The sequence below is a fragment of the Diaphorobacter ruginosibacter genome, from assembly GCF_014395975.1.
GTDB classification, from domain to species: domain Bacteria; phylum Pseudomonadota; class Gammaproteobacteria; order Burkholderiales; family Burkholderiaceae_C; genus Diaphorobacter_A; species Diaphorobacter_A ruginosibacter.
This window is the reverse complement of sequence record NZ_CP060714.1, coordinates 355,901-375,792: the sequence shown is the minus strand read 5'-3', so window position 1 is coordinate 375,792 and position 19,892 is coordinate 355,901. Positions and strand designations below refer to the sequence as shown.

Genomic DNA, 19,892 nt, shown 5'->3' with positions numbered 1-19,892 from the left:
TATGAAAACCCCGCTTCCATTCCCCGTGTCAGTCAATGCCGCCAGAAGCGGGCAACGGTGTCCGTACCGCCATGGGTGCAGCGTCAGAACGCGACTGCTTGACCGTCCTTGCGTGGATCCGAGCCTGCGACATAGTGATCGCCGTCGCGCAGGATCAACTGGGCACCGCCAAAGGCGAAGACGCCATTGCCTTCCTCCACGGTGATTGCATGGCCGCGTGCGCGCAGCTCCGCCAGCACCCCGGCATCGAACGCGGGCTCGACGGCCACGCCCTTGGCTCCCGTCACGCGCCAGCGCGGCGCGTCGGCCGCCGCCTGCGGGTTCTGGCCGTAGCGCAGCACGCGCACCGCCATCTGCAGGTGGCCTTGCGACTGCATGGGACCGCCCATCACGCCAAAGGCCATCTGCGGCGTGCCGTCTGCGTTCATGGCGAACGCCGGAATGATGGTGTGCGACGGGCGCTTGCGCGGTCCCACCTCGTTCGCATGACCGCTTTGCGTCGTGAAGCCGCAGCCGCGGTTCTGCAGGCTGATGCCCGTGCCGGGAACCACCACGCCCGAGCCGAAGCCCATGTAGTTGGACTGGATGAACGACACCATCATGCCGCTGGCGTCGGCCGCCGCGAGGTACACCGTACCGCCGCGCTGCGGGGCGCCATAGGTCGGATTGCCGGCGTGGCGGATGTCGATGAGCTTCGCGCGCTCGCGCAGGTAGTCCCGGCTGAGCAGTTCCTCCTGCGGCTTCACGCGCATGTGGTCCATGTCGGCGTTGTACTCGTGCAGGTCGGCCAGTGCGAGCTTCATCGCCTCGATCTGCAGGTGCACCGTGTCCGCGCTGTCGAGCGGCTGGCCTCCGATGCCCAGTTCATCAAGCATGCCCAACGCCATCAGGGCTGCGATGCCCTGGCCATTCGGCGGGATCTCGTGGATCACCGAATCGCCGAACGGCTGCGACACCGTACCGACCCAGTCGGCCTTGTGTGCCGCCAGGTCCTCGACCGTCATCGCACCGCCGTTGGCCTGCGAGTGAGCCGCCATCTTCTGCGCCAGCTCGCCCCGATAGAACGCCTCGCCCTTCGTTTGCGCAATCAGTTCGAGCGTGCGCGCGTGGGCCTCGCTTTTGAAGATCTCGCCGGCACGCATCGCGCGACCCTGCGGCATGAAGCATTCCGCAAACCCGGGCTGCGTGCCCAGCTTCTGCGCACCGAGCTCCCACAGCGTGGCGATCACCGGCGACACCGGGAAGCCATTGCGCGCAAGGTCGATCGCCGGCTGCGCCACCTGTTCGAGGGGCAGCTTGCCGAAGCGCCGCGACAGCTCCACCCAGGCGGACACCGCGCCGGGCACCGTCACCGCGTTCCAGCCCTTTTCGGGAATGCCGCCAAGCTGCTTGAAATACTCGGGCGTCCACGCGGCCGGGGAACGGCCCGACGCATTCAGGCCATGCAGTTCCTTGCCGTCCCAGAGGATGGCGAAGGCGTCGCTACCGATGCCGCAGCCCGAAGGCTCGACCACGGTGAGCGCCATGGCCGCTGCGACCGCGGCGTCCACCGCGTTGCCGCCAGCCAGCAGCATACGCAGGCCGGCCTGCGCGGCCAGAGGCTGCGACGTGCTCACCACATTGCGGCCGAGCACGGAAGAGCGATGGGAAGCGTAGGGCAGCGCCCAATCCTGGATGGTGGGAGACATGGGCTCTTCTTCCTTTTTAGTCGAGAGTGATGTTGTTGTCCTTGATGACCTTGGCCCAGCGGGCGCTGTCGGCCTTCACCATGGAATGGAACTGCGCGGGGGTCTCCGGCCTCGCGGGCTCGGCTCCCAGCTTGGCGAGCGCGGCCGCGACATCCGGGCTCTGGATTGCCTTGTTGAATGCGGCATTGACGCGCTGGACCAGCTCGGGCTTCATGCCCGCCGGGCCATAGACGCCGAACCAGGTGACCGACGAGTAGCCGGGCAGCGTCTCCGCGATCGTCGGAAGCTCGGGCGCCAGCGTGCTGCGGTGCTCGCTGGTGACCGCCAGCGCACGCAGGCGTCCGCTGGTGACATGCGGCATGCCGGTGGGAATGGAATCGAACAGGACATGCACCTGGCCCGCCACCAGATCGGTGATCGACTGTGCCGTCCCCTTGTAGGGCACGTGCGTGAGCTTGACGCCCGCACGCGCCGAGAATTCCAGCGCGTTCAGATGCACGATCGTGCCATTGCCGCTGGTCGCGTAGTTGAGCTTTCCGGGGTTGGCCTTGGCGTAGGCAATCAGCTCCTGCACGTTCTTGACGGGCAGCGAGGGGGTCACCAGCAGCACGCTGGCGGCATCCGCCACGTGGGCGATCGGCGTGAAATCCTGCTCCACCTTGTACGCAAGGCGCGGCATCAGGTGCGGGGAGATCGCGTGCGTGCTGCTGGTGGTGAACAGCAGCGTGTAGCCGTCGGCGGCCGCCTTGGCAGCCTCGGCGGCACCGATCGTGCCGCCCGCGCCGGGCTTGTTGTCGATGACGAACTGCTGGCCGAGATCCTGCGACACGCGCTGCGCGATCACGCGCGAGATCAGATCGGTGGCACCGCTCGACGGAAACGGAACGATCACCCGGACCGGTTTGCCCGGCCATGCCGCCTCTGCAGGCTGCTGCGCCCATGCGCCAGCGCCGGTCCCCATGCCTGCCGCCAGCACGCCCGCCGCCATCGAATGGATGAGCAGCGTGCGCCGATTCAGTGCAGCCACAGCGGGCACGGCGTGCGGTTTTGCGGCAGAAGATGGGTTCATGGCTCGCCCTCGATCGTGAAAAAGGAGCGTCTATCTTATGCACCGGAGCTGCTTGCAACCATCAGAAATTCAGCAAATCGGATTTGCCGGAACGGCAATGCTTCACAATCAGCGCAATCACATCCGGCAAACCATTGAAATCGCATGTCAGCCATCCACCAGTTGCAGGACACTGCCCTGCGCTACTTCCTGGAAGTGGTGCAATGCGGCTCGGTCAGCCTGGCCTCCGAACGCCTGCATGTGGCCACTTCGGCCATCAGCCGCCAGATCGCCAGCCTGGAGTCGCAACTCGATACCGCGCTCTTCGAGCGCCATGCACGCGGCATGGTGCCCACGGCCGCAGGCGAGATTCTTGCGCAGCACGCGCGGCGCATCGGCCAGGAAGCCGAGCAGGCCGTCGAAGCCATCCATGCCCTGGCCCACCTCCAGAGCGGCGCCGTACGCATCGCCACCTCCGACGCATTCGCCAACGAACTCGTACCGCATGTGTGCGCCCAGTTCCGGCAGGACTACCCCGGCGTGCGCTTCGAGGTGCTGGTCAGCGCCACCGCGCAGGTCCCCCGCAACATCCTCATGGGCGACGCCGACATCGGCCTGTGCTTCAGCCTTGCGCCAATGAAGGACATCCGCGTCGTGCATCGGCAATCGGCGCCTGTCGTGGCGATCCTGCCGCCCGGGCATCCGCTCGCCCGCAAGCGGAGCGTCACCCTGGCCGAGCTCACGCGCTATCCGCTGGCGCTGCCTCCCGCCGAGCTCGCCGTGCGCAAGGTGATCGACATGGCCTGCGCACGCCAGGAACTCGCGCTCGACCCCATGCTGGTCAGCAACCATGCCAAGACCCTGCTCAAGTTCGTGCAGTACAGCGGCGGCGTCAGCGTCTCCAGCGAGGTCAGCGTGCGCCACCTGGTGGCACGCGGCGAGCTGATCGTGAAGCCTCTGTCGGATGAAGGCATGGGCCTGCGCGATATCGAGGTGCAGACCCTCGCGGGCCGCGCGCTGCAGCCCGCGATGCGGGAGTTCCTGGAGTTGCTGATCAGCCGCCTGCAAGCCGATTGAACAGGGCGCCGATGGATTACAGCCCGTTCGCCTCGCGGAACGCGCGCGCCTGGCTGAAATGACCGTTGCCGATGAACGGCACAGGCGGGCGCAATGCGGACAGCGGCGAGGGATGGTTGCTCGTCAGCACCAGATGCCCGCGATCCTGCGGGATGAACGCGCGCTTGGACTGCGCGTGGCTGCCCCAGAGCATGAACACCACGGGCCTCTCGCCCTCCGCGATGTGGCGGATCACCGCGTCGGTCAGCAGCTCCCAGCCCTTGCCCGAATGGCTTGCGGCCTGTCCCTCTTCCACCGTGAGGCAGGTGTTGAGCAGCAGCACGCCATGCGTGGCCCACTTCACCAGGCTGCCTCCCGGCTGGGGAAACGGCGGAAACGCCACGCCCAGGTCGCGCTGCATCTCCTTGAAGATGTTCTGCAGCGAAGGCGGCAGGCGCACACCAGGGGCCACAGAAAATGCCAGGCCTTCCGCCTGCCCGCGCCCGTGGTACGGATCCTGGCCCAGGATCACGACCCGCACGTCCTCGGGCGGCGTGAGCCTCAAGGCGCGCAGGGGTTCGGGCGGGAAGATCACCGCACCGGCCTCCAGCCGCGACTGGAGGAACGCCAGCAGCGACTGCCCCCTGGGGCTCGCGAAGAATTCATCCACCAGGGGCTGCCAGCCCGCGGCGACGGGCCAGTCGGCCGGTTGGGCGCTGGTGAGCTGGGTAGATGCTGGCAAGGCGGCGGAGGCACCGCCAGCGGGAGAGAAGGTGTCAGAAGGGCTCATGCGGTCGGGTGGCTGAAGCGTTGGGCTCAGCGGTGCCCCGAGGATAACGGATGCATCGCCGATGCATCCGTTTCCCGCGTTCCGATTCAGCGCCTCACGACTGCGGCGCGGCGATTCCAGCTGAACATCGCTCCCAGCAGCGCGAGCGAAGCAAGCAGCCATCCCGCCGTGCTCCACACGGGAACCGCCGTCGCAGCCGACGATGAAGCGTTGGGAACCATGATGCCGCCGGGATCGACGATCACACCGTTCTTGAGCAGGTCGTCGTCCCCGTCTTCGCCGTCGGTGAGCGTGAGCGTCAGGCGATTTCCGGACAGGCTCGCAGACCCCGCGAACGGATACCAGTGCGCACCGGGCTTCTGCTGGGTGGGGCCATATTTCCAGTACTGTGCGTTCTGCGGGATGGCGCCCGGCAGGTCCACCTGCAACTGCACCTGCGCACCGGCAGCCACACCGCTCACGCGCACCGCGATCAACCCGAACGGGAAGGTGGCATCGCTCGTGGGCAAGGTCGGCGTGGTGGCTGCAACCGGCTCGATCACCACCGATTCGAGCACGCCTGAGGTCGCACCGCCGCCGGGCCCCGCAAGCTGCACCGCGGCGATCCCGCCGCCCGGCGTGCTCACCGCGGCGCCCGTGACAGGTTGCGTGTAGTGAACCGGCGGCGAGAACGTGCCGGTGGCCGAGCCGCTTTGAGCAGCGACCTGGCAGCTGTAGGCCACGCCCGCCGTCAGGCCGCTGAGCGCGATGCTGGTGCCGCTCGACGTCCCCGTCACCACGGCTCCGCCCCCCTGCGGCGTGCATTGGGCGACATAGCCCGTGATCGTCGTGCCTGGCGCGGGGGTCACGGGCGTCACTTCAAGCGTGGCCGTGGAGCCCTGGGCAAAGAGCTGTGTGCCGGTCGGCGCCGGCAGGGCCCCTGGCGCAACGGCAACGACACTGACTGCATCGACGCCGAAGAACAGGCTCTGGCGGTTGTCCACTTCCGCAATGCGAAGGCGCACCGTCTGTCCCGCATAGGCAGTGAGGTCAAGGGATACGTCCTGGTAGCCGCTGCTCCCCACCGGGTGGCCGGGCGCACCGGAGGCGGGCCACTGGAACACATTGGCCCGCACGCCCGAACCCACATCGTCGAGTGCAGCCGACGGCTGCATCACATCGATGCGCGCCTGCTGGTTGGGAGCCGAGCCGCTGAAATCGAGCGATGCCGGAGCGGCAGCCAGCGGCGCCGCATTCCGGACGAACACGCGCGCGTTCAGCATGACCTGCTGCTGCCCCGAGGGAATGGCGATATCCTGGTACAGCACATGGCTGCCCGGCCCGGGCTGATCGCTCATGGCCGCATAGCTGCCCTCGATGGGAGAGGGAACCGCCACCGGCGTGAGTGCGCCCTTGGTTCCTTGCTGCGCGAAGAATCCGCCTTGGGATCCAGGTTGGGAGGCACTGGTCCACCCGGTGAAGCCTTGCGAGCCCGCTCCACCGTTCTGCTCGAACCCGCCGTTGACGACCAGTTCGGCCGCACGGGCCGGGCCCAGCGATGCACATGCCAGCACGACCAACGCAGCGCTGGATGACCTGAGACTGTTCATGGCTTGTGACCCTGAGTGAGTGCTGCAGATCAGCGTTCGTAGACCACGTCGGTGGGCGTGCTCGGCTGCGAATTGCCTTCCGTGCGATTGTTGTTGAAGGAAATGATCTTGCCGCCCGACAGCGTCGTCCCGTTCGCGGACGTGCTGAACGCCTTGTAGTTGCCGAAGATCGTGGTGTTGGAGACATACACGGTGCTGGCGGCATCCAGGACCTGGATGGCCGCACCATCCGCGCCGGACGCGGGAGCGCCGCTCACATCGACCAGCGATGACCGGTCCACGAACACGGTCGCCTGTGCGCCGCTATCTACCAGGATGCCGGCATTCGAGGCCGTGCTCATGCGCACGTTCTCGATGAACACCTTGCCCGCCTTCAGGATCCTGATGCCGTTGAATCCACGCGTCGTGCCCGCCCCATTGAGCTCGATGTTGCGCAGCACCACCGTGCCGGTTCCCGCGTTGATGTTGATGCCGTTGGTGGACGAAAACACGATGCTGCCGACGGCACCTTTATTGCCATCAATGGTGATGTCCTTGGTGATCGTGACCGTACCGAACCCGCCCGGATCCAGCACGCTGATTTCTCCCCCAGCCGCTGTCTTGCTGATACTGCCTGCAAACGTCTTGCATGGTGCAGTCCGGCTGCAGGGGTTGACGTCGTCACCCACGCCCGAAACCCAGGTGCGGGTGGCCTGGGCGTGCACCGCGGTGGAGGCGAGCAGCAGGGCCGCGCACGCGAGTTGCACATGGAGCCGGACACGGGAAAGGCCGCGCGAATTCGATTGCATATGCATGTCCCCATCTCTTGTTGATTGCTATTGATGGTCGTAGTATGTTGCAAAAAGTAATGGCGCGGCGGAGCCCGTTTTAAAATTTTTAACTATCAAAACCAAAAATAAAATAGCCTGCAAACCCGCTGCGGCGGGCCCTTGCAGGCTATGGGAGTCGGGAGAAAGCAGGCCCGCGCAGTGCCTCAGCCAAACAGCTTGGCCAGCGCCTCGCCCGGCTCGTCCGCGCGCATGAAGGCCTCGCCGACGAGGAAGGCGTTCACGCCCGCATCGCGCATGGTTTTCACATCCTCCGGTGTCAGGATGCCGGACTCGGTCACCAGCAGCTTGTCGGCCGAGACGCGCTTTTGCAGGTCGAGCGTGGTCTGCAGGCTCACCTCGAATGTGCGCAGGTTGCGGTTGTTGATGCCCAGGAGCGGCGTCTTGAGTTGGAGCGCGCGGTCAAGCTCCTCGGCGTCGTGCACTTCCACCAGCACGGCCATGTCGAGCGAACGCGCGATGTTTTCCATCTCCACCATCTGCGCATCGTCGAGGCAGGCTGCGATCAGCAGGACCGCGTCCGCGCCCATCGCGCGCGACTCGTAGATCTGGTAGGGGTCGACCATGAAATCCTTGCGCAGCACGGGCAACAGGCAGCTGGCGCGCGCCTGTTTCAGGTAGTCGGGCTGGCCCTGGAAGAACTGGCGATCGGTCAGCACAGAGAGGCAGGCCGCGTTCACCTTGCCGTCCCCCTCGGCATAGCTCTGCGCGATGTCGGCGGGAATGAAGTCGGCGCGGATCACGCCCTTGCTCGGACTGGCCTTCTTCACCTCGGCGATCACCGCGGCCTGGTTCTTTGCGATCTTGGCCTTGAGCGCACCGACGAAGTCGCGTGTGAGCACGCGGCTCTCGGCGTCGCGGCGCATGTCCTCGAAGGACATGCGCTTCTTGGCCGCGGCGACCTCCTCGACCTTGACTTCGCAGATTTTTTTCAGAATGTCGGACATGAAATGAGATCCTTTGCTACCGCGTTCAGGCCGCGAATTTCTGTGTGAACGCCACCAGCTCTTCGAGCTTCCTGAGCGCCGCGCCGCTATCGAGCGCCGCCTGCGCCCGCGCGAGGCCGTCCTCGAGAGAGGAGGCCACGTTCGCCGCATACAGCGCCGCCCCGGCATTCAGGCACACGATATCGCGCGCCGGGCCTTGGTCGCCCTTGAGCACGCCCATCAGCATGGCCCTGGATTCCTCGGGCGTCTCCACGCGGAAGGCGCGGGTGCCGACCATGCGCAGGCCGAAGTCTTCGGGGTGAACCTCGTACTCACGCACCACGCCGTCCTTGAGCTCGCCCACCAACGTGCCCGCCCCAAGGCTGATCTCGTCCAGCCCGTCGCGGCCGTACACGACGATGGCATGCTCGGCGCCCAGGCGCTGCAGTGCGCGCACCTGGATGCCGACCAGGTCTTCGTGGAACACGCCCATCAGGATGTTGGGCGCGCTCGCGGGATTGGTCAGCGGGCCGAGGATGTTGAAGATGGTGCGCACACCGAGCTCCTTGCGCACCGGCGCCACGTTCTTCATCGCGGGATGGTGATTGGGGGCGAACATGAAGCCGATGCCCACATCGGCAATGCTCTGCGCGATCTGTTCGGGCTTGAGGTTGATGTTCACGCCCAGCGCCTCCATGACGTCCGCGCTGCCCGACTTGCTGCTCACGCTGCGCCCGCCGTGCTTGCTGACCTTGCCGCCGGCCGCCGCGATCACGAAGGTGGAGCAGGTGGAGATGTTGAACGTGTTCGCGCCGTCGCCACCGGTGCCGACGATGTCGACCAAATGCTTCTTGCTCGCCACGTTGACCTTGTTGGAGAACTCGCGCATCACCTCGGCCGCAGCCGAGATCTCGCCGATGGTTTCCTTCTTGACGCGCAGGCCGGTGACGATGGCCGCCGTCATGACCGGCGACATCTCGCCGCTCATGATCATGCGCATCAGATGCAGCATCTCGTCGTGGAAGATCTCGCGGTGTTCGATGGTGCGCTGCAGCGCTTCCTGCGGGGTGATGGACATGCTGGCGTCTCTTTCTATGTTCGTGTGCTTTCAGATTTCAATGGCGCAACGCCTGAACCCGGCGCGGCCCGTGCGCGGGCAGCCCCGCAGCGAGGCTGCGTCCCCCTCCCGTAGCGCGCGGCGCGAAGAGAGAGGGGGAAGGCGCGAAGCGCCTCAGGGGGTGTTTCATCTCTGTTCGAGGAAGTTGCGCAGCATGGCATGGCCGTGCTCCGTGAGGATGCTCTCCGGGTGGAATTGCACGCCCTCCACGGCCAGCGTGCGATGGCGCACGCCCTGGATCTCGCCGTCCTCGCTGGTCGCGGTGACCTCGAGCACGTCGGGGCAGGTCTTGCGGTCGATCACCAGCGAGTGATAGCGGTTCACCGTGAACTCCTTGGGCAGGTCCGCGAAGACGCCCTTCTGGTCGGTTGCGATCACGCTGGTCTTGCCATGCATCTGCTGGCCTGCGCGGATGATGTCGCCGCCGAACGCCGCGCCAATGGCCTGGTGCCCAAGGCACACGCCCAGCACCGGCAGCTTGCCCGCATAGTGCTTGATGGTCTCGACGGAAATGCCCGCCTCGTTCGGCGAGCACGGACCGGGCGAGATCACGATGCGGGTGATGCCTTCGCGCTCGACGAGCGCCTTCACCTCGTCCAGCGTGGCTTCGTCGTTGCGCACCACGTGCACCTGCGCGCCCAGTTCGGCGAGGTATTGCACGATGTTGTAGGTGAAGCTGTCGTAGTTGTCCACCATCAGAAGTTGGATCTTCGAGCTCATGATGCATTGCTCCCCGATGCGGTACGGGGCTTCAGCCCCGCGGCGCGCATGCGCGCCAGTTCCTCATGTTCGTAGTCGATGTAGCAGGTGATCATCGCGCGGTAGAGGCGCTCGATGAGGTCGGCGTTGCCGCCTTCGCGTTCGGCCTGGGGCCGCACGCGTTCGATGATGGCGTCGATGCGGTCCTGGTCATAGACGAGGTTCTCGTCGTTCTTCACCTTGGCCGCCTGCGTCATGTAGCCGCCACGCTCCACGAGCAGCGGCACCAGGATGTCGTCCAGCGCATTCACGCCGGCCCGTACCTCGGTCATCGTTTCGCAGTTCTTCACCTTGTCAATTGCGCGGGCCATGTTCACTCGAGTCCTTCTTCCACCAGCTCCGATGCACGCACGAGCGCACGCGCCTTGTGCTCGGTTTCCTTCCATTCCAATTCCGGCACCGAGTCCGCCACCACGCCGGCCGCGGCCTGCACGTAGAGCATGCCGTCCTTGACGATGGCGGTGCGGATCGCGATCGCCAGGTCCATGTCGCCCGCGTAGCTCAGGTAGCCGCAGGCGCCGCCGTAGATGCCGCGCTTCGTGGGCTCGAGCCGGTCGATGATCTCCATCGCATGCACCTTGGGCGCACCCGTGAGCGTGCCCGCGGGGAACGTGGCCTTGAGCACGTCCATGTTGGTCATGCCGTCGTTCAGGATGCCCTCGACGTTGCTCACGATGTGCATCACGTGGCTGTATCGCTCCACCGCAAAGGCCTCCGTCACCTTCACGGTGCCGGTCTTGGCGATGCGGCCGATGTCGTTGCGCGCCAGGTCGATGAGCATCACGTGCTCCGCGCGCTCCTTGGGATCGTTGATCAGTTCCTGCTCGGTGGCCTTGTCCTTCTCTGGCGTCGCGCCGCGCGGGCGTGTGCCTGCGAGCGGGCGGATCGTGACCTTGTGGCCCTCGGGCACGGCCTCGTGGCGCACGAGGATCTCGGGGCTTGCACCCACCACCTGGAAGTCGCCGAAGTTGTAGTAGTACATGTACGGCGACGGGTTCAGGGAACGCAGCGCGCGGTACAGGCTCAACGGGCTCTCGGTGTAGCGCTTGTGGATGCGCTGGCCCACCTGCACCTGCATGAAGTCGCCCGCGGCGATCAGTTCCTTGGCTTCCGCCACGGCCTTCAGGTAGTCGTCCTTGGCGAAGCTGCGTTCGGCGGGATGGTGCTCGGTGGCTCGCACGACGGGCGCGCTCACCGAATACTTCAGTTGCTCCTTCAGCTCGCGCAGGCGTTTCTTGCCCCTGGAATAGGCCTCGGGCTGCGCGGGATCCGCGTAGACGATGAGATAGAGCTTGCCCGACAGGTTGTCGATGACGGCGACCTCCTCGCACTGCAGCAGCAGGATGTCGGGGCAGCCCAGCGCATCGGGCGGGCAGCTGTTCTCCAGCTTCTTCTCGATGTAGCGCACCGCGTCATAGCCAAAGTAGCCCGCGAGGCCCCCGCAGAAGCGCGGCAGGCCTGCGCTCAGGGCCACCTTGAAGCGCTTCTGGTAGTCGGCGATGAAGTCGAGCGGGTTGCCCCCTGCCGCCTCCACCACCTTGCCGTCGGTGACGACCTCGGTCCTTGCGGCACTGCCGAAGCCGCTGGCGCGCAGCAGCGTGCGCGCGGGCAGGCCGATGAAGCTGTAGCGCCCGAAGCGCTCTCCGCCCACCACGGATTCGAGCAGAAAGCTGTTCGTGCCGTCGCCGCGTGCGTGCGACAGCTTGAGGTACAGCGAGAGAGGGGTTTCGAGATCCGCAAAGGCTTCCGCGATCAGCGGGATGCGGTTGTAGCCGTCGGCGGCCAGGCTTTTGAATTCAAGTTCTGTGATCACAGGAGAGTTCCCAGCTCTGCAACACAGGTGATCCGCGCTCTGTACATGGCGGTGTGGGGATGTGTTGCGGGTTCATTCATTTTTCCGCTTCCTCGGGGGAAGCGACGGGCGCACGCCGGGGGTGCCCCAGGTGCTGTCACGACATCGATGGCGCAGGCTTACGCCAGGGCCAAGCTCCCCGGTCTCCAGAACCTGCAATCGAAATGCGATGAATGAACATATGAGCATCAGTGTAGCAAGTCTCGATGACATTTCGTGGCGCATGCACTGAATAGGGAGGGTGGAACACGGAATCCCGGGGAAAAACGGCCTCGGACCGCGAGAAAACCCTGTGGATGCACCTCTCATTTTGTTTCACACTGTTAATACAAAAGCACGACCGTTCTTTTTCATCACGGAGACAATGATGACCTCCTCCATCCGTCGCGCCATGGTGCTGAGCCCCCTGGCCTGGTCGATTTCGCCGTGGGCCGGCGCAGCCGACTCCATTGAAGTGGCCGGCGTCAAGTTCCCGTCCACGCTGCAGGTGCAACAGACCCCACTGGAACTCAACGGCGCCGGCATCCGCTACAAGGCCGTCTTCAAGGTCTATGCGGCCGCGCTCTACCTCGAAAAGGCAGCGCACGCCCCGGCCGAGGTGTTCGCCCAATCAGGCAAGAAGCGGCTGGTGGTCCACATGCTGCGTGACATCGATTCCGCCGAGCTGGGCAAGCTGTTCTCGCGCGGCATGGAGGACAACATGGACAAGGCCGCCTTCTCCAAGCTGGTTCCCGGCGTGCTGCGCATGAGCCAGATCTTCTCCGAGCACAAGAAGCTGCTCGCGGGGGACCAGTTCATGGTGGACTGGCTGCCCGGCACCGGCACGGTGATCACCGTGCGCGACCAGAAGCAGGGCGAGCCGTTCAAGGAGCCGGAATTCTTCAACGCGCTCCTGGGCATCTGGCTGGGACCGCAGCCCGCCGACTGGAAACTGAAGGACGCCCTGCTCGGCAAACCCGCTTGACATGGCAGGACTGGCAGGCAATGACATAAATTGACAAATAATCGCCAATTGAATTGCACGATGAGCGTATTGGAGCGAATTCAGCAGTAAAACTGCGCACGGCACGTACGGCCGTCGTCGGCAGCCAGGGAGACATGCTCCGTCACGGCGGGCCATGTCTCCAAAAAGCCTCAGATTCGCACCGTCGCGCGTTTTTCAATTTGCGTTTATTGTTAGAAACTATTGCCAAATCGGGGGCTTCCCGCCCTCGACGTCTGCCCGGAGGAACTGCTTGATGAAATTTGCCAACGCCAAGGTAGGTGTGCGCCTGGGCTTTGCCTTCAGCCTGATTCTCTTGATTACGCTGGTGATTGCCGGCATGGGTGTGTGGCGACTGCAGGAGCTTGCCGACACCACGCGCCAGCTCACCACGGTGGACAACGACCGCCTTCGCGCGGCCATCAAGTGGCATGACGCCGTAGAACAGAATTGGCTGCGCACGCAAACCGCGCTGCTCGACTCGGATATCGGGAACCTTCCGAGCTGGAAGGAAGACATCCGCAAGACCGTCGAAGCCACCGACATCGCCCGCAAGACCCTGGTGGACCTGGTTTCCGGCGAAGGAGCGGAACTGCTCAAGCAGGTCGACACGGCACGTGAGGCCTATCGCAAGGTACGCGAGACACTGCTCAGCCAGCACAGCGCTGGCCAGGATGTCTCGGACCCAGTAGAGCGCGAGCTCCGGCCGCTGGCCGAGGCCTACATCGGCGCCATCGACCGCATGGAGGAAAGGCAGCTGATGCTCTACGAACGCACCCGAGACGAGGCCGAGCAGAAGGCCACGCAAGGGCGCCGGATCGTCATCGCCGCCACCATCGTGGCACTGCTGCTGGGCATTGTGCTGTCCTACCTGCTCACACGCTCCATCACCGGCCCCCTGCAGCTCGCCGCACAGCGTGCGGGACAGATTGCGGAGGGCGATCTCACGCAGCCCATTGACGCCGATGGCAAGGACGAGGCCGCGCGCCTGCTGCAGGCGCTGCAGCACATGCAGAGCAACCTCTCGCAACTGGTATCCGGTGTGCGCGCCAACGCGGAAAGCGTGGCCATCGCCAGCACGGAAATCTCGGAGGGCAACAACAACCTCTCCGTGCGCACCGAACAGCAGGCCAGCGCACTCGAGGAGACCGCGGCATCCATGGAGGAGCTCGGGTCCACGGTACGCCAGAACGCCGACAACGCGCGCCAGGCCAACCACCTCGCCATGAACGCCAGTTCCGTGGCGGTCGAAGGCGGCCAGGTCGTGGCCGAGGTCGTGGACACCATGAAGGGCATCAACGATTCGAGCCGCAAGATCGCCGACATCATCGGTGTGATCGACGGAATAGCCTTCCAGACCAACATCCTGGCGCTGAATGCCGCCGTGGAGGCCGCACGCGCGGGCGAACAGGGCCGGGGCTTCGCCGTGGTTGCCGGCGAGGTGCGAAGCCTTGCACAGCGCAGCGCGGAAGCCGCCAAGGAGATCAAGGCGCTGATCACGGCCAGCGTGGAGCGCGTCGAGCAAGGCACGCTCCTCGTGGACAAGGCCGGCGCGACGATGACCGAAGTGGTCACGGCCATCCGCCGCGTCACCGACATCATGGGCGAGATCAGCGCGGCCAGCAGCGAGCAGAGCGCCGGCGTGAGCCAGGTCGGCGAGGCCATCACGCAGATGGACCACGCGACGCAGCAGAATGCAGCGCTGGTCGAGGAAAGCGCCGCGGCAGCCGACAGCCTGAAGACCCAGGCCGCTCAGCTGGTGCAGGCTGTCGCCGTGTTCCGGATCTCGCAGGAACATGAACAGCGCTCGCAGGCGCTGCCTCTGCGCAAGCCAGCTTCGCTCGCTGCGGAGAGCCACCGAGCCCCGCCCGCAAGAACCGCCCCGGCATCGCTCACGCAGCGGAACAGCCAGGGAACTGCGGTTCCGGTGTCCCCGGTGATGGCATCCGTGCAGCGCAACAAGGACCGCAATGCTGCAGCCGACGCCCATGACCACTGGGAGAGCTTCTGAGAGCGCGAACACGCACCACCCGAGGGCAAGGAATGACAATGAAGAAGCACCCATGGATCCTGTGCGCCGCGGCAGCGCTGGCGCTCGCCGCGCCGCTCGTGCAGGCCAAGGACCTCTCCGAGAAGGCCGCGCGCGACGAGATCGTCACCATGAAGGACGAGGACCCGGCCATGCAGAAGGCCTTCGACAAGGCGCGCAAGACCCTCTCCGAATTCCTGAAGAAGGCCGCCAACCCGGCCGACGGCACGGACAACTACGCGCTCAAGGTGGGCCTGTCCGACGGGAGAAACACCGAGTACTTCTGGGTGACCGATTTCGAGCAGGAGGGCGACCGCTTCACCGCCACGCTCGGCAATACGCCCCGGCTGGTGCGCAAGTACTCGGCGGGCGATGAAGTCAGCTTCGCACGCACGCAGATCGTCGACTGGCTGTACATGGACGAGGCCAAGGGCCGGATGATGGGCAACTTCACCGCCTGCGCCCTGCTGACCAGGGAATCCGCCAGCAGCGCGGCCGCCTTCAAGAAGCAATACGGCCTGTCCTGCGACGACTGAGCATCATTCCGGGCCGACTCAGGCCAGTTCCGCAAGCGAGTCCACAAAGCCGTCCGCATCGACGCCGCGGATCGGCTCGCCGTGGTTGTAGCCGTAGGTCACCAGCACCACCTTGCAGCCCGCCGCGTGCGCTGCTCGCGCATCATTGCTGGAGTCCCCGACCATCAAGGTCTGCGCAGGCGTCGTTCCGAGCGCCTCGCAGGTCTTGAGAAGCGGCATGGGATCGGGCTTCTTGCGCTCGAACGCGTCACCGCCAAACACGCAGCTGAAATACGTCCGCAGCCCCTTGGCGGCCAGCAGCTCGATCGCGAATGCCGTCGGCTTGTTGGTCAGACACGCGAGCTTCAGCCCCCGGGCCTGCAGCGCCTCCAGCCCCTCGACCACGCCCGGATACGCACGCGAGTACTGTCCGTTGATCCGCTCGTAGTGCCTTTGGTAGCTTTCAAGCGCCTGCGGCAGGAGGGCTTCGGCCTGTGCGGCCGCGTCTTCCTGCCCTCTCTCGCCCAGCACGCAGGTGAGCACCGAGACCAGCAGATGCTCCGACCCCTTCCCCACCATGTTCTCGATGCGCGCGGCATCGATGGCCGGCAGCCTCAGATCCTGGAGCATGGCATCCACCGCCTTGGCGAAGTCGCCGATGGTGTCCACCATGGTGCCATCCAGATCGATCATGGCGGCTGTGCTTTGCTGTACCAATTGCGGCACGGAAACCAGGGTCATACCTCTTACCTTTCTGCTTGTCCGTTGTGCTTGTTCATAGGAAACGTGAATCGGGATGGGAAATCCCCTCGAACCGCCAATTGTCCGTCCTGTCCGACACGGCGAACACAATCGAGCGGACAAGATTGCGCGGATACCCGCCGTAAGCTTCGATCTCTAGAACAGATGGTCCATTGGAGATCCAATGGAATAACTTTTCAGGAGGTTCCATGATGCGTTTCACATCCCGAGTTACCAGCACCTTGCGCACGGTTCCGGCCATTCTGCTGCTGTGCGCGGCCGGCACCACGTTCGCGCAAGGCGCGGGTGACAAGTGCCCGGCCAATGGCCCCGTCGACCGCCAGGCCTGCCTGCGCGAAATGGCCGCCGCAAAACAGGCCGCCCGCTCCGGCGCCCTGACCACCGCGGACGACGCCACCCTGCAGCGCAATGCGCTCGCACGCTGCGGCGTGTTCAAGACGCCCGATGACCGCCGAGCCTGCGAGGAACGTGTGCGCGGTACGCCCGCTGCGGGCTCCGTGGAGGGTGGCGGCCTGCTGCTGCGCGCGGAGACCACCGTCACACCCAACTGAACGGGCTTGATCGCCCTCGCGGTTGAATGCAACAGGAGGCGCCCGGGGCGCCTCCTGTTGCATTCATGCGGTTTGCGCCGTCCCCGTCAGGCCAGCTGTTCGCGCATCTGCCGCACCACCGCGGCGTAGTCGCTCTTGCCGAAGATCGCGCTGCCGGCCACGAAGGTGTCGGCGCCGGCGTCGGCCACGCGGCGGATGTTGTCGACCTTCACGCCGCCATCCACTTCAAGGCGGATGTCCTTGCCGCTCGCGTCGATGCGCTTGCGCGCATCCTCGATCTTGCGCAGGGCGGAGTCGATGAAGCTCTGGCCGCCAAAGCCCGGGTTCACGCTCATGATCAGGATGAGGTCGATCTCCTCGATCATCCAGTCCAGCACGTCGAGCGATGCTGCCGGGTTGAACACCAGGCCGGCCTTCACGCCCTTGGACTTGATGGCCTGCACGCTGCGGTGCACGTGGGCCGAGGCATCCGGATGGAAGCTGATGTAGTCGGCACCGGCATCGGCAAACGCCGCCGCGAGCGCGTCGACCGGCTCGATCATCAGGTGCACATCCACCGGCACGGCCACGCCGGCAGCGGTCTTCGCATGGGGCTTGAGCGCCTGGCAGACCATGGGGCCGAACGTCAGGTTGGGCACGTAATGGTTGTCCATCACGTCGAAGTGGATCCAGTCGGCGCCGGCGGCGATCACGTCGCGCACTTCCTCGCCCAGACGGGCGAAGTCAGCGGAGAGAATGGAGGGGGCGATGCGGAATTGGGAGCTCATGCCGCCATTGTCGCAGCAGCGTCCCGACCTTGCCCCGCACCGCCGGAATCTCGGCTGTCCTACGAGGACAAAATCGTAATTTCGATACCATACCGCCATGCCCAAATACCAATTCGCGGTCGAGGTTTTCCCCGAATACCTGCCAGACCAATCCGATCCGGACAACGAAGTTTTCGGCTTCGCCTACACCATCACCGTGACCAACACGGGGGACGTGCCCGCGCAGCTGATCTCGCGCCACTGGATCATCAACGACGCACGCGGCCACACCGAGGAGGTGAAGGGGCTGGGCGTCGTCGGCCAGCAACCCCTGTTGCGCCCGGGCGAGGCCTTCCAGTACACCAGCGGCTGCCGGCTGCGCACCACGTCCGGCACCATGCACGGCAGCTATTTCTGCGTGGCCGAGGACGGCGAGCAGTTCACCTGCCCCATTCCCCTGTTCGTGCTGGAGGCCCTGCGCGGCGGCAGCACCGACACCTCACTGAACAACCGAGTGCTCCATTGAAAAACAGCACAGAGAACAAGTCCCTTTCCCAGCTCCTCGCACCGGTCGATCCCAAAGCCTCCCTCGCACAGCGCAATCTGCAGTTGATTGCGCTGCTCGACTGGGTCCGCGGTGACGGCCAATCCGTCGAGGCAGCAGCCGGCCGGGTGGCCGAACTCGTGGGCCTGGCGGAGCAGTCGCCAGTGCTGCGCGAGCGCCTGCAGGCCTGGTGGCAAGCCATCATGCAGTCGGTGGACATCACCATGCTGCTGGCCGATTTCGGCTTCGCGCAGCGCACATCGATGGTCAGCGAGCTGGCGGAGCGCCTGCGCTACAAGCTCCTGCCGACCAACCCCGACACGATCGATGCATCCGAGCTGTTCATGTCGGCCCTGCACAGCGAGTTCGACGCACGCTGGCTCAATGCGCTCGATGAAGACCTGCTCAACCGCCTGAGTGCGGTGTTCACGCCCGAGCATGAGCAGACCGAGGGCGCCACGCGCTGGCACCATGCGCTGGCCGATGCCATCACCTATTGCGCGGGCAACATCCTCGCCACGGGCTTTGCGCCCGAGCTGCGCCTGCGCATGACCGACGAGATGCGTGAGGCGCAGCCGTTCCACGAACTCCTGAGCGATGCGGAGAGCCTGCGCGTCGAGGTGCTGCATCCGCTTCGCACCAGCAATCGCCTGGACGCCACCGTGGCGCGCCTGCGCGAGCGCCTCGATGCCTGCCGCAATGCGGCCAACTCGGTCTACACCCATTTCGAGGACAACGGCATTTCCGTCGGCCTCGTGTTCCGCATCCGCCAGCTGCGCGCCCGCATCCTGCGGGTGCGTGAACTGCTCGAATGTCTGCTCTCGCCCAAGCCGGCCGTGGCCACCACGCGCCTGATGGCACGGCTGGTGGGTGTGGGCCTCGAGCGCCGCAGCCTGCGGGCGCTGCTCACGGCCAACTCCTCGCTGCTCGCCGCCAAGATGGCCGAGCGCAATGCCGAGACCGGCTCGCACTACATCACGCGCACGCCCTCGGAATACGTCTCGATGGTGAAGAAGGCGGCCGGAGGCGGCCTGGTGATGGCATTCACCACGCTCATCAAGTTCTGGCTCTACACGTTCGCGTTTTCCGCGTTCTGGGGCGGCTTCTGGGCCGGGGTGAACTACGCGGTCAGCTTCGTGCTGGTGCAGCTGCTGCACTTCACCGTGGCGACCAAGCAGCCCGCGATGACGGCGCCCGCCATGGCCGCCAAGCTCAAGAATATCGGTGACGAAGGCGGCGAGCAGGCCTTCGTCGACGAGGTGACGCATCTCGTTCGCTCGCAGGTGGCGGCGGTGCTAGGCAACGTGCTGATCGTGTTTCCCGCCGTGCTCGGCATCACGCTGCTGCTGGCCAGGATGTTCGGTCACCCGGCCATCACCGAGAAGGAAGCGCTGCATGTGATCGACACACTCAAGCCCTGGGGCGGCTCGCTGCTGTTCGCGGCGTTCACCGGCGTGCTGCTGTTCTCCTCGAGCATCTTTGCGGGCTGGGTCGAGAACTGGTTCGTGCTCCACCGCCTAGACGCTGCGATCCACTACAACCCGCGCATCACGCGTTCGATCGGCGCGCAGCGGGCGATGCGCATCGCCCGCTTCCTGCGCAACAACCTGTCGGGGCTCGCGGCCAACATCTCGCTGGGTTTCATGCTCGGCCTGGTGCCCGTGATCGCTGCGTTCTTCGGTCTCGGCCTCGATGTGCGGCACGTCACGCTGTCCTCGGGCCAGATGGCTGCGGCGGCCTCGGCTCTCGGCCCCGACGTGATGCACATGTCCGCATTCTGGTGGTCCATGGCCACGCTGCCGTTCATCGGCGCGCTCAATGTGCTCGTGAGCTTCTACCTCGCCTTCCGCCTCGCACTGCGCGCGCAGAACGTGACGGGCGTCGAGCGCTCTCGCATCTATCGCGCGCTGCGTCAACGCCTATTCCATTCGCCACTCAGTTTTTTTGCTCCGTCACGCGCCAACGTCTGATATGGTGCACGGACACGCCGCGAACACTTGCGCAACGCATGCGCGGGTTCGCTGCGGCAAATGGCTGCGGCCCTTCTCGCCTGACGTCCGAGCACGCAGGGCCGCTCTCTGTGCCATGGCAACGACACGGCGGCTTGCCCG

At 65.4% G+C, this 19,892-nt stretch carries 19 protein-coding genes; 7 read left to right on the top strand and 12 right to left on the bottom strand.

What is annotated here, in order from left to right; translation table 11 throughout:
• Positions 1–83: 83 nt before the first annotated feature.
• Together H9K76_RS01780 and H9K76_RS01775 are read right to left on the bottom strand one after the other, a co-directional pair.
• On the bottom strand, positions 84–1,688 hold the full coding sequence (locus H9K76_RS01780) for a gamma-glutamyltransferase family protein (protein WP_187597897.1): 1,605 nt from the start codon (positions 1,686–1,688) through the stop codon (positions 84–86).
• 16 nt (positions 1,689–1,704) lie between these two features.
• Positions 1,705–2,676, bottom strand: coding sequence for a Bug family tripartite tricarboxylate transporter substrate binding protein (locus H9K76_RS01775; RefSeq protein WP_187600408.1), 972 nt, complete (start codon positions 2,674–2,676; stop codon positions 1,705–1,707).
• 225 nt (positions 2,677–2,901) lie between these two features.
• On the opposite strand from H9K76_RS01775, the gene H9K76_RS01770 reads away from it, so the two are divergent.
• Complete coding sequence (locus H9K76_RS01770) at positions 2,902–3,813, top strand: LysR family transcriptional regulator (RefSeq protein ID WP_187597896.1); 912 nt, start codon at positions 2,902–2,904, stop codon at positions 3,811–3,813.
• Between the two features lie 16 nt (positions 3,814–3,829).
• Here H9K76_RS01770 and H9K76_RS01765 read toward each other — a convergent pair whose 3' ends face one another.
• From H9K76_RS01765 to trpE, 8 genes are all read right to left on the bottom strand, one after another.
• The gene (locus H9K76_RS01765) at positions 3,830–4,582 is read right to left on the bottom strand and encodes a uracil-DNA glycosylase (protein WP_187597895.1); all 753 of its coding nucleotides are present in this window, start codon (positions 4,580–4,582) and stop codon (positions 3,830–3,832) included.
• 86 nt (positions 4,583–4,668) lie between these two features.
• On the bottom strand, positions 4,669–6,171 hold the full coding sequence (locus H9K76_RS01760) for a fibronectin type III domain-containing protein (RefSeq protein ID WP_187597894.1): 1,503 nt from the start codon (positions 6,169–6,171) through the stop codon (positions 4,669–4,671).
• A 29-nt stretch (positions 6,172–6,200) separates the two neighbouring features.
• The gene (locus tag H9K76_RS01755) at positions 6,201–6,965 is read right to left on the bottom strand and encodes a right-handed parallel beta-helix repeat-containing protein (RefSeq protein ID WP_223196274.1); all 765 of its coding nucleotides are present in this window, start codon (positions 6,963–6,965) and stop codon (positions 6,201–6,203) included.
• A 179-nt stretch (positions 6,966–7,144) separates the two neighbouring features.
• Positions 7,145–7,945: an indole-3-glycerol phosphate synthase TrpC gene (trpC, locus tag H9K76_RS01750; RefSeq protein ID WP_187597893.1), complete on the bottom strand. Its 801-nt coding sequence runs from the start codon at positions 7,943–7,945 to the stop codon at positions 7,145–7,147.
• A 25-nt stretch (positions 7,946–7,970) separates the two neighbouring features.
• Positions 7,971–9,002, bottom strand: a complete 1,032-nt coding sequence (gene trpD, locus H9K76_RS01745) for an anthranilate phosphoribosyltransferase (RefSeq protein WP_187597892.1) — start codon at positions 9,000–9,002, stop codon at positions 7,971–7,973.
• Positions 9,003–9,167: 165 nt separating this feature from the next.
• Positions 9,168–9,749, bottom strand: coding sequence for an anthranilate synthase component II (locus H9K76_RS01740; RefSeq protein WP_187600406.1), 582 nt, complete (start codon positions 9,747–9,749; stop codon positions 9,168–9,170).
• Between the two features lie 8 nt (positions 9,750–9,757).
• Complete coding sequence (locus H9K76_RS01735) at positions 9,758–10,111, bottom strand: chorismate mutase (RefSeq protein ID WP_187597891.1); 354 nt, start codon at positions 10,109–10,111, stop codon at positions 9,758–9,760.
• A gap of 2 nt (positions 10,112–10,113) precedes the next feature.
• The gene (gene trpE, locus H9K76_RS01730; RefSeq protein WP_187597890.1) at positions 10,114–11,613 is read right to left on the bottom strand and encodes an anthranilate synthase component I; all 1,500 of its coding nucleotides are present in this window, start codon (positions 11,611–11,613) and stop codon (positions 10,114–10,116) included.
• A gap of 430 nt (positions 11,614–12,043) precedes the next feature.
• Here trpE and H9K76_RS01725 point away from each other — a divergent pair, with 430 nt between their 5' ends.
• From H9K76_RS01725 to H9K76_RS01715, 3 genes are all read left to right on the top strand, one after another.
• A complete protein-coding gene (locus H9K76_RS01725) occupies positions 12,044–12,616 on the top strand; it encodes a chalcone isomerase family protein (RefSeq protein ID WP_246475600.1) in 573 nt (190 codons plus the stop codon).
• 274 nt (positions 12,617–12,890) lie between these two features.
• Positions 12,891–14,645 (top strand): methyl-accepting chemotaxis protein, encoded by a 1,755-nt coding sequence (locus tag H9K76_RS01720; protein ID WP_187597888.1) that lies wholly within the window; start codon positions 12,891–12,893, stop codon positions 14,643–14,645.
• 38 nt (positions 14,646–14,683) lie between these two features.
• On the top strand, positions 14,684–15,199 hold the full coding sequence (locus H9K76_RS01715; protein ID WP_187597887.1) for a YegJ family protein: 516 nt from the start codon (positions 14,684–14,686) through the stop codon (positions 15,197–15,199).
• Positions 15,200–15,217: 18 nt separating this feature from the next.
• On the opposite strand, the gene H9K76_RS01710 is transcribed toward H9K76_RS01715, so the two are convergent.
• Positions 15,218–15,919 carry a phosphoglycolate phosphatase gene (locus H9K76_RS01710; RefSeq protein WP_187597886.1) on the bottom strand — a complete coding sequence of 234 codons (702 nt, stop codon included), beginning with the start codon at positions 15,917–15,919 and terminating at the stop codon, positions 15,218–15,220.
• A gap of 209 nt (positions 15,920–16,128) precedes the next feature.
• On the opposite strand from H9K76_RS01710, the gene H9K76_RS01705 reads away from it, so the two are divergent.
• Positions 16,129–16,491: a hypothetical protein gene (locus tag H9K76_RS01705; RefSeq protein WP_187597885.1), complete on the top strand. Its 363-nt coding sequence runs from the start codon at positions 16,129–16,131 to the stop codon at positions 16,489–16,491.
• An 86-nt stretch (positions 16,492–16,577) separates the two neighbouring features.
• Here the strand turns inward: H9K76_RS01705 and rpe are convergent, their stop codons facing one another.
• The gene (rpe, locus tag H9K76_RS01700) at positions 16,578–17,258 is read right to left on the bottom strand and encodes a ribulose-phosphate 3-epimerase (protein WP_187597884.1); all 681 of its coding nucleotides are present in this window, start codon (positions 17,256–17,258) and stop codon (positions 16,578–16,580) included.
• Positions 17,259–17,355: 97 nt separating this feature from the next.
• Between rpe and apaG the strand changes: the two genes are divergently transcribed.
• On the top strand, positions 17,356–17,763 hold the full coding sequence (gene apaG, locus H9K76_RS01695; RefSeq protein ID WP_187597883.1) for a Co2+/Mg2+ efflux protein ApaG: 408 nt from the start codon (positions 17,356–17,358) through the stop codon (positions 17,761–17,763).
• Positions 17,760–19,751 (top strand): site-specific recombinase, encoded by a 1,992-nt coding sequence (locus H9K76_RS01690; protein WP_187597882.1) that lies wholly within the window; start codon positions 17,760–17,762, stop codon positions 19,749–19,751. The genes apaG and H9K76_RS01690 overlap by 4 nt, the downstream gene beginning before the upstream one ends.
• Positions 19,752–19,892: the final 141 nt, after the last annotated feature.

Coding starts and splice junctions, on each gene's coding strand:
- H9K76_RS01760 (WP_187597894.1), bottom strand. CDS start 6,171: ATGAACAGTCTCAGGTCATCCAGCGCTGCGTTGGTCGTGCTGGCATGT.
- H9K76_RS01765 (WP_187597895.1), bottom strand. CDS start 4,582: ATGAGCCCTTCTGACACCTTCTCTCCCGCTGGCGGTGCCTCCGCCGCC.
- H9K76_RS01705 (WP_187597885.1), top strand. CDS start 16,129: ATGATGCGTTTCACATCCCGAGTTACCAGCACCTTGCGCACGGTTCCG.
- H9K76_RS01775 (WP_187600408.1), bottom strand. CDS start 2,676: ATGGCGGCGGGCGTGCTGGCGGCAGGCATGGGGACCGGCGCTGGCGCA.
- trpD (WP_187597892.1), bottom strand. CDS start 9,002: ATGTCCATCACCCCGCAGGAAGCGCTGCAGCGCACCATCGAACACCGC.
- trpC (WP_187597893.1), bottom strand. CDS start 7,945: ATGTCCGACATTCTGAAAAAAATCTGCGAAGTCAAGGTCGAGGAGGTC.
- H9K76_RS01780 (WP_187597897.1), bottom strand. CDS start 1,688: ATGTCTCCCACCATCCAGGATTGGGCGCTGCCCTACGCTTCCCATCGC.
- H9K76_RS01710 (WP_187597886.1), bottom strand. CDS start 15,919: ATGACCCTGGTTTCCGTGCCGCAATTGGTACAGCAAAGCACAGCCGCC.
- apaG (WP_187597883.1), top strand. CDS start 17,356: ATGCCCAAATACCAATTCGCGGTCGAGGTTTTCCCCGAATACCTGCCA.
- H9K76_RS01770 (WP_187597896.1), top strand. CDS start 2,902: ATGTCAGCCATCCACCAGTTGCAGGACACTGCCCTGCGCTACTTCCTG.
- H9K76_RS01755 (WP_223196274.1), bottom strand. CDS start 6,965: ATGCATATGCAATCGAATTCGCGCGGCCTTTCCCGTGTCCGGCTCCAT.
- H9K76_RS01715 (WP_187597887.1), top strand. CDS start 14,684: ATGAAGAAGCACCCATGGATCCTGTGCGCCGCGGCAGCGCTGGCGCTC.
- H9K76_RS01725 (WP_246475600.1), top strand. CDS start 12,044: ATGGTGCTGAGCCCCCTGGCCTGGTCGATTTCGCCGTGGGCCGGCGCA.
- H9K76_RS01720 (WP_187597888.1), top strand. CDS start 12,891: ATGAAATTTGCCAACGCCAAGGTAGGTGTGCGCCTGGGCTTTGCCTTC.
- H9K76_RS01735 (WP_187597891.1), bottom strand. CDS start 10,111: ATGGCCCGCGCAATTGACAAGGTGAAGAACTGCGAAACGATGACCGAG.
- rpe (WP_187597884.1), bottom strand. CDS start 17,258: ATGAGCTCCCAATTCCGCATCGCCCCCTCCATTCTCTCCGCTGACTTC.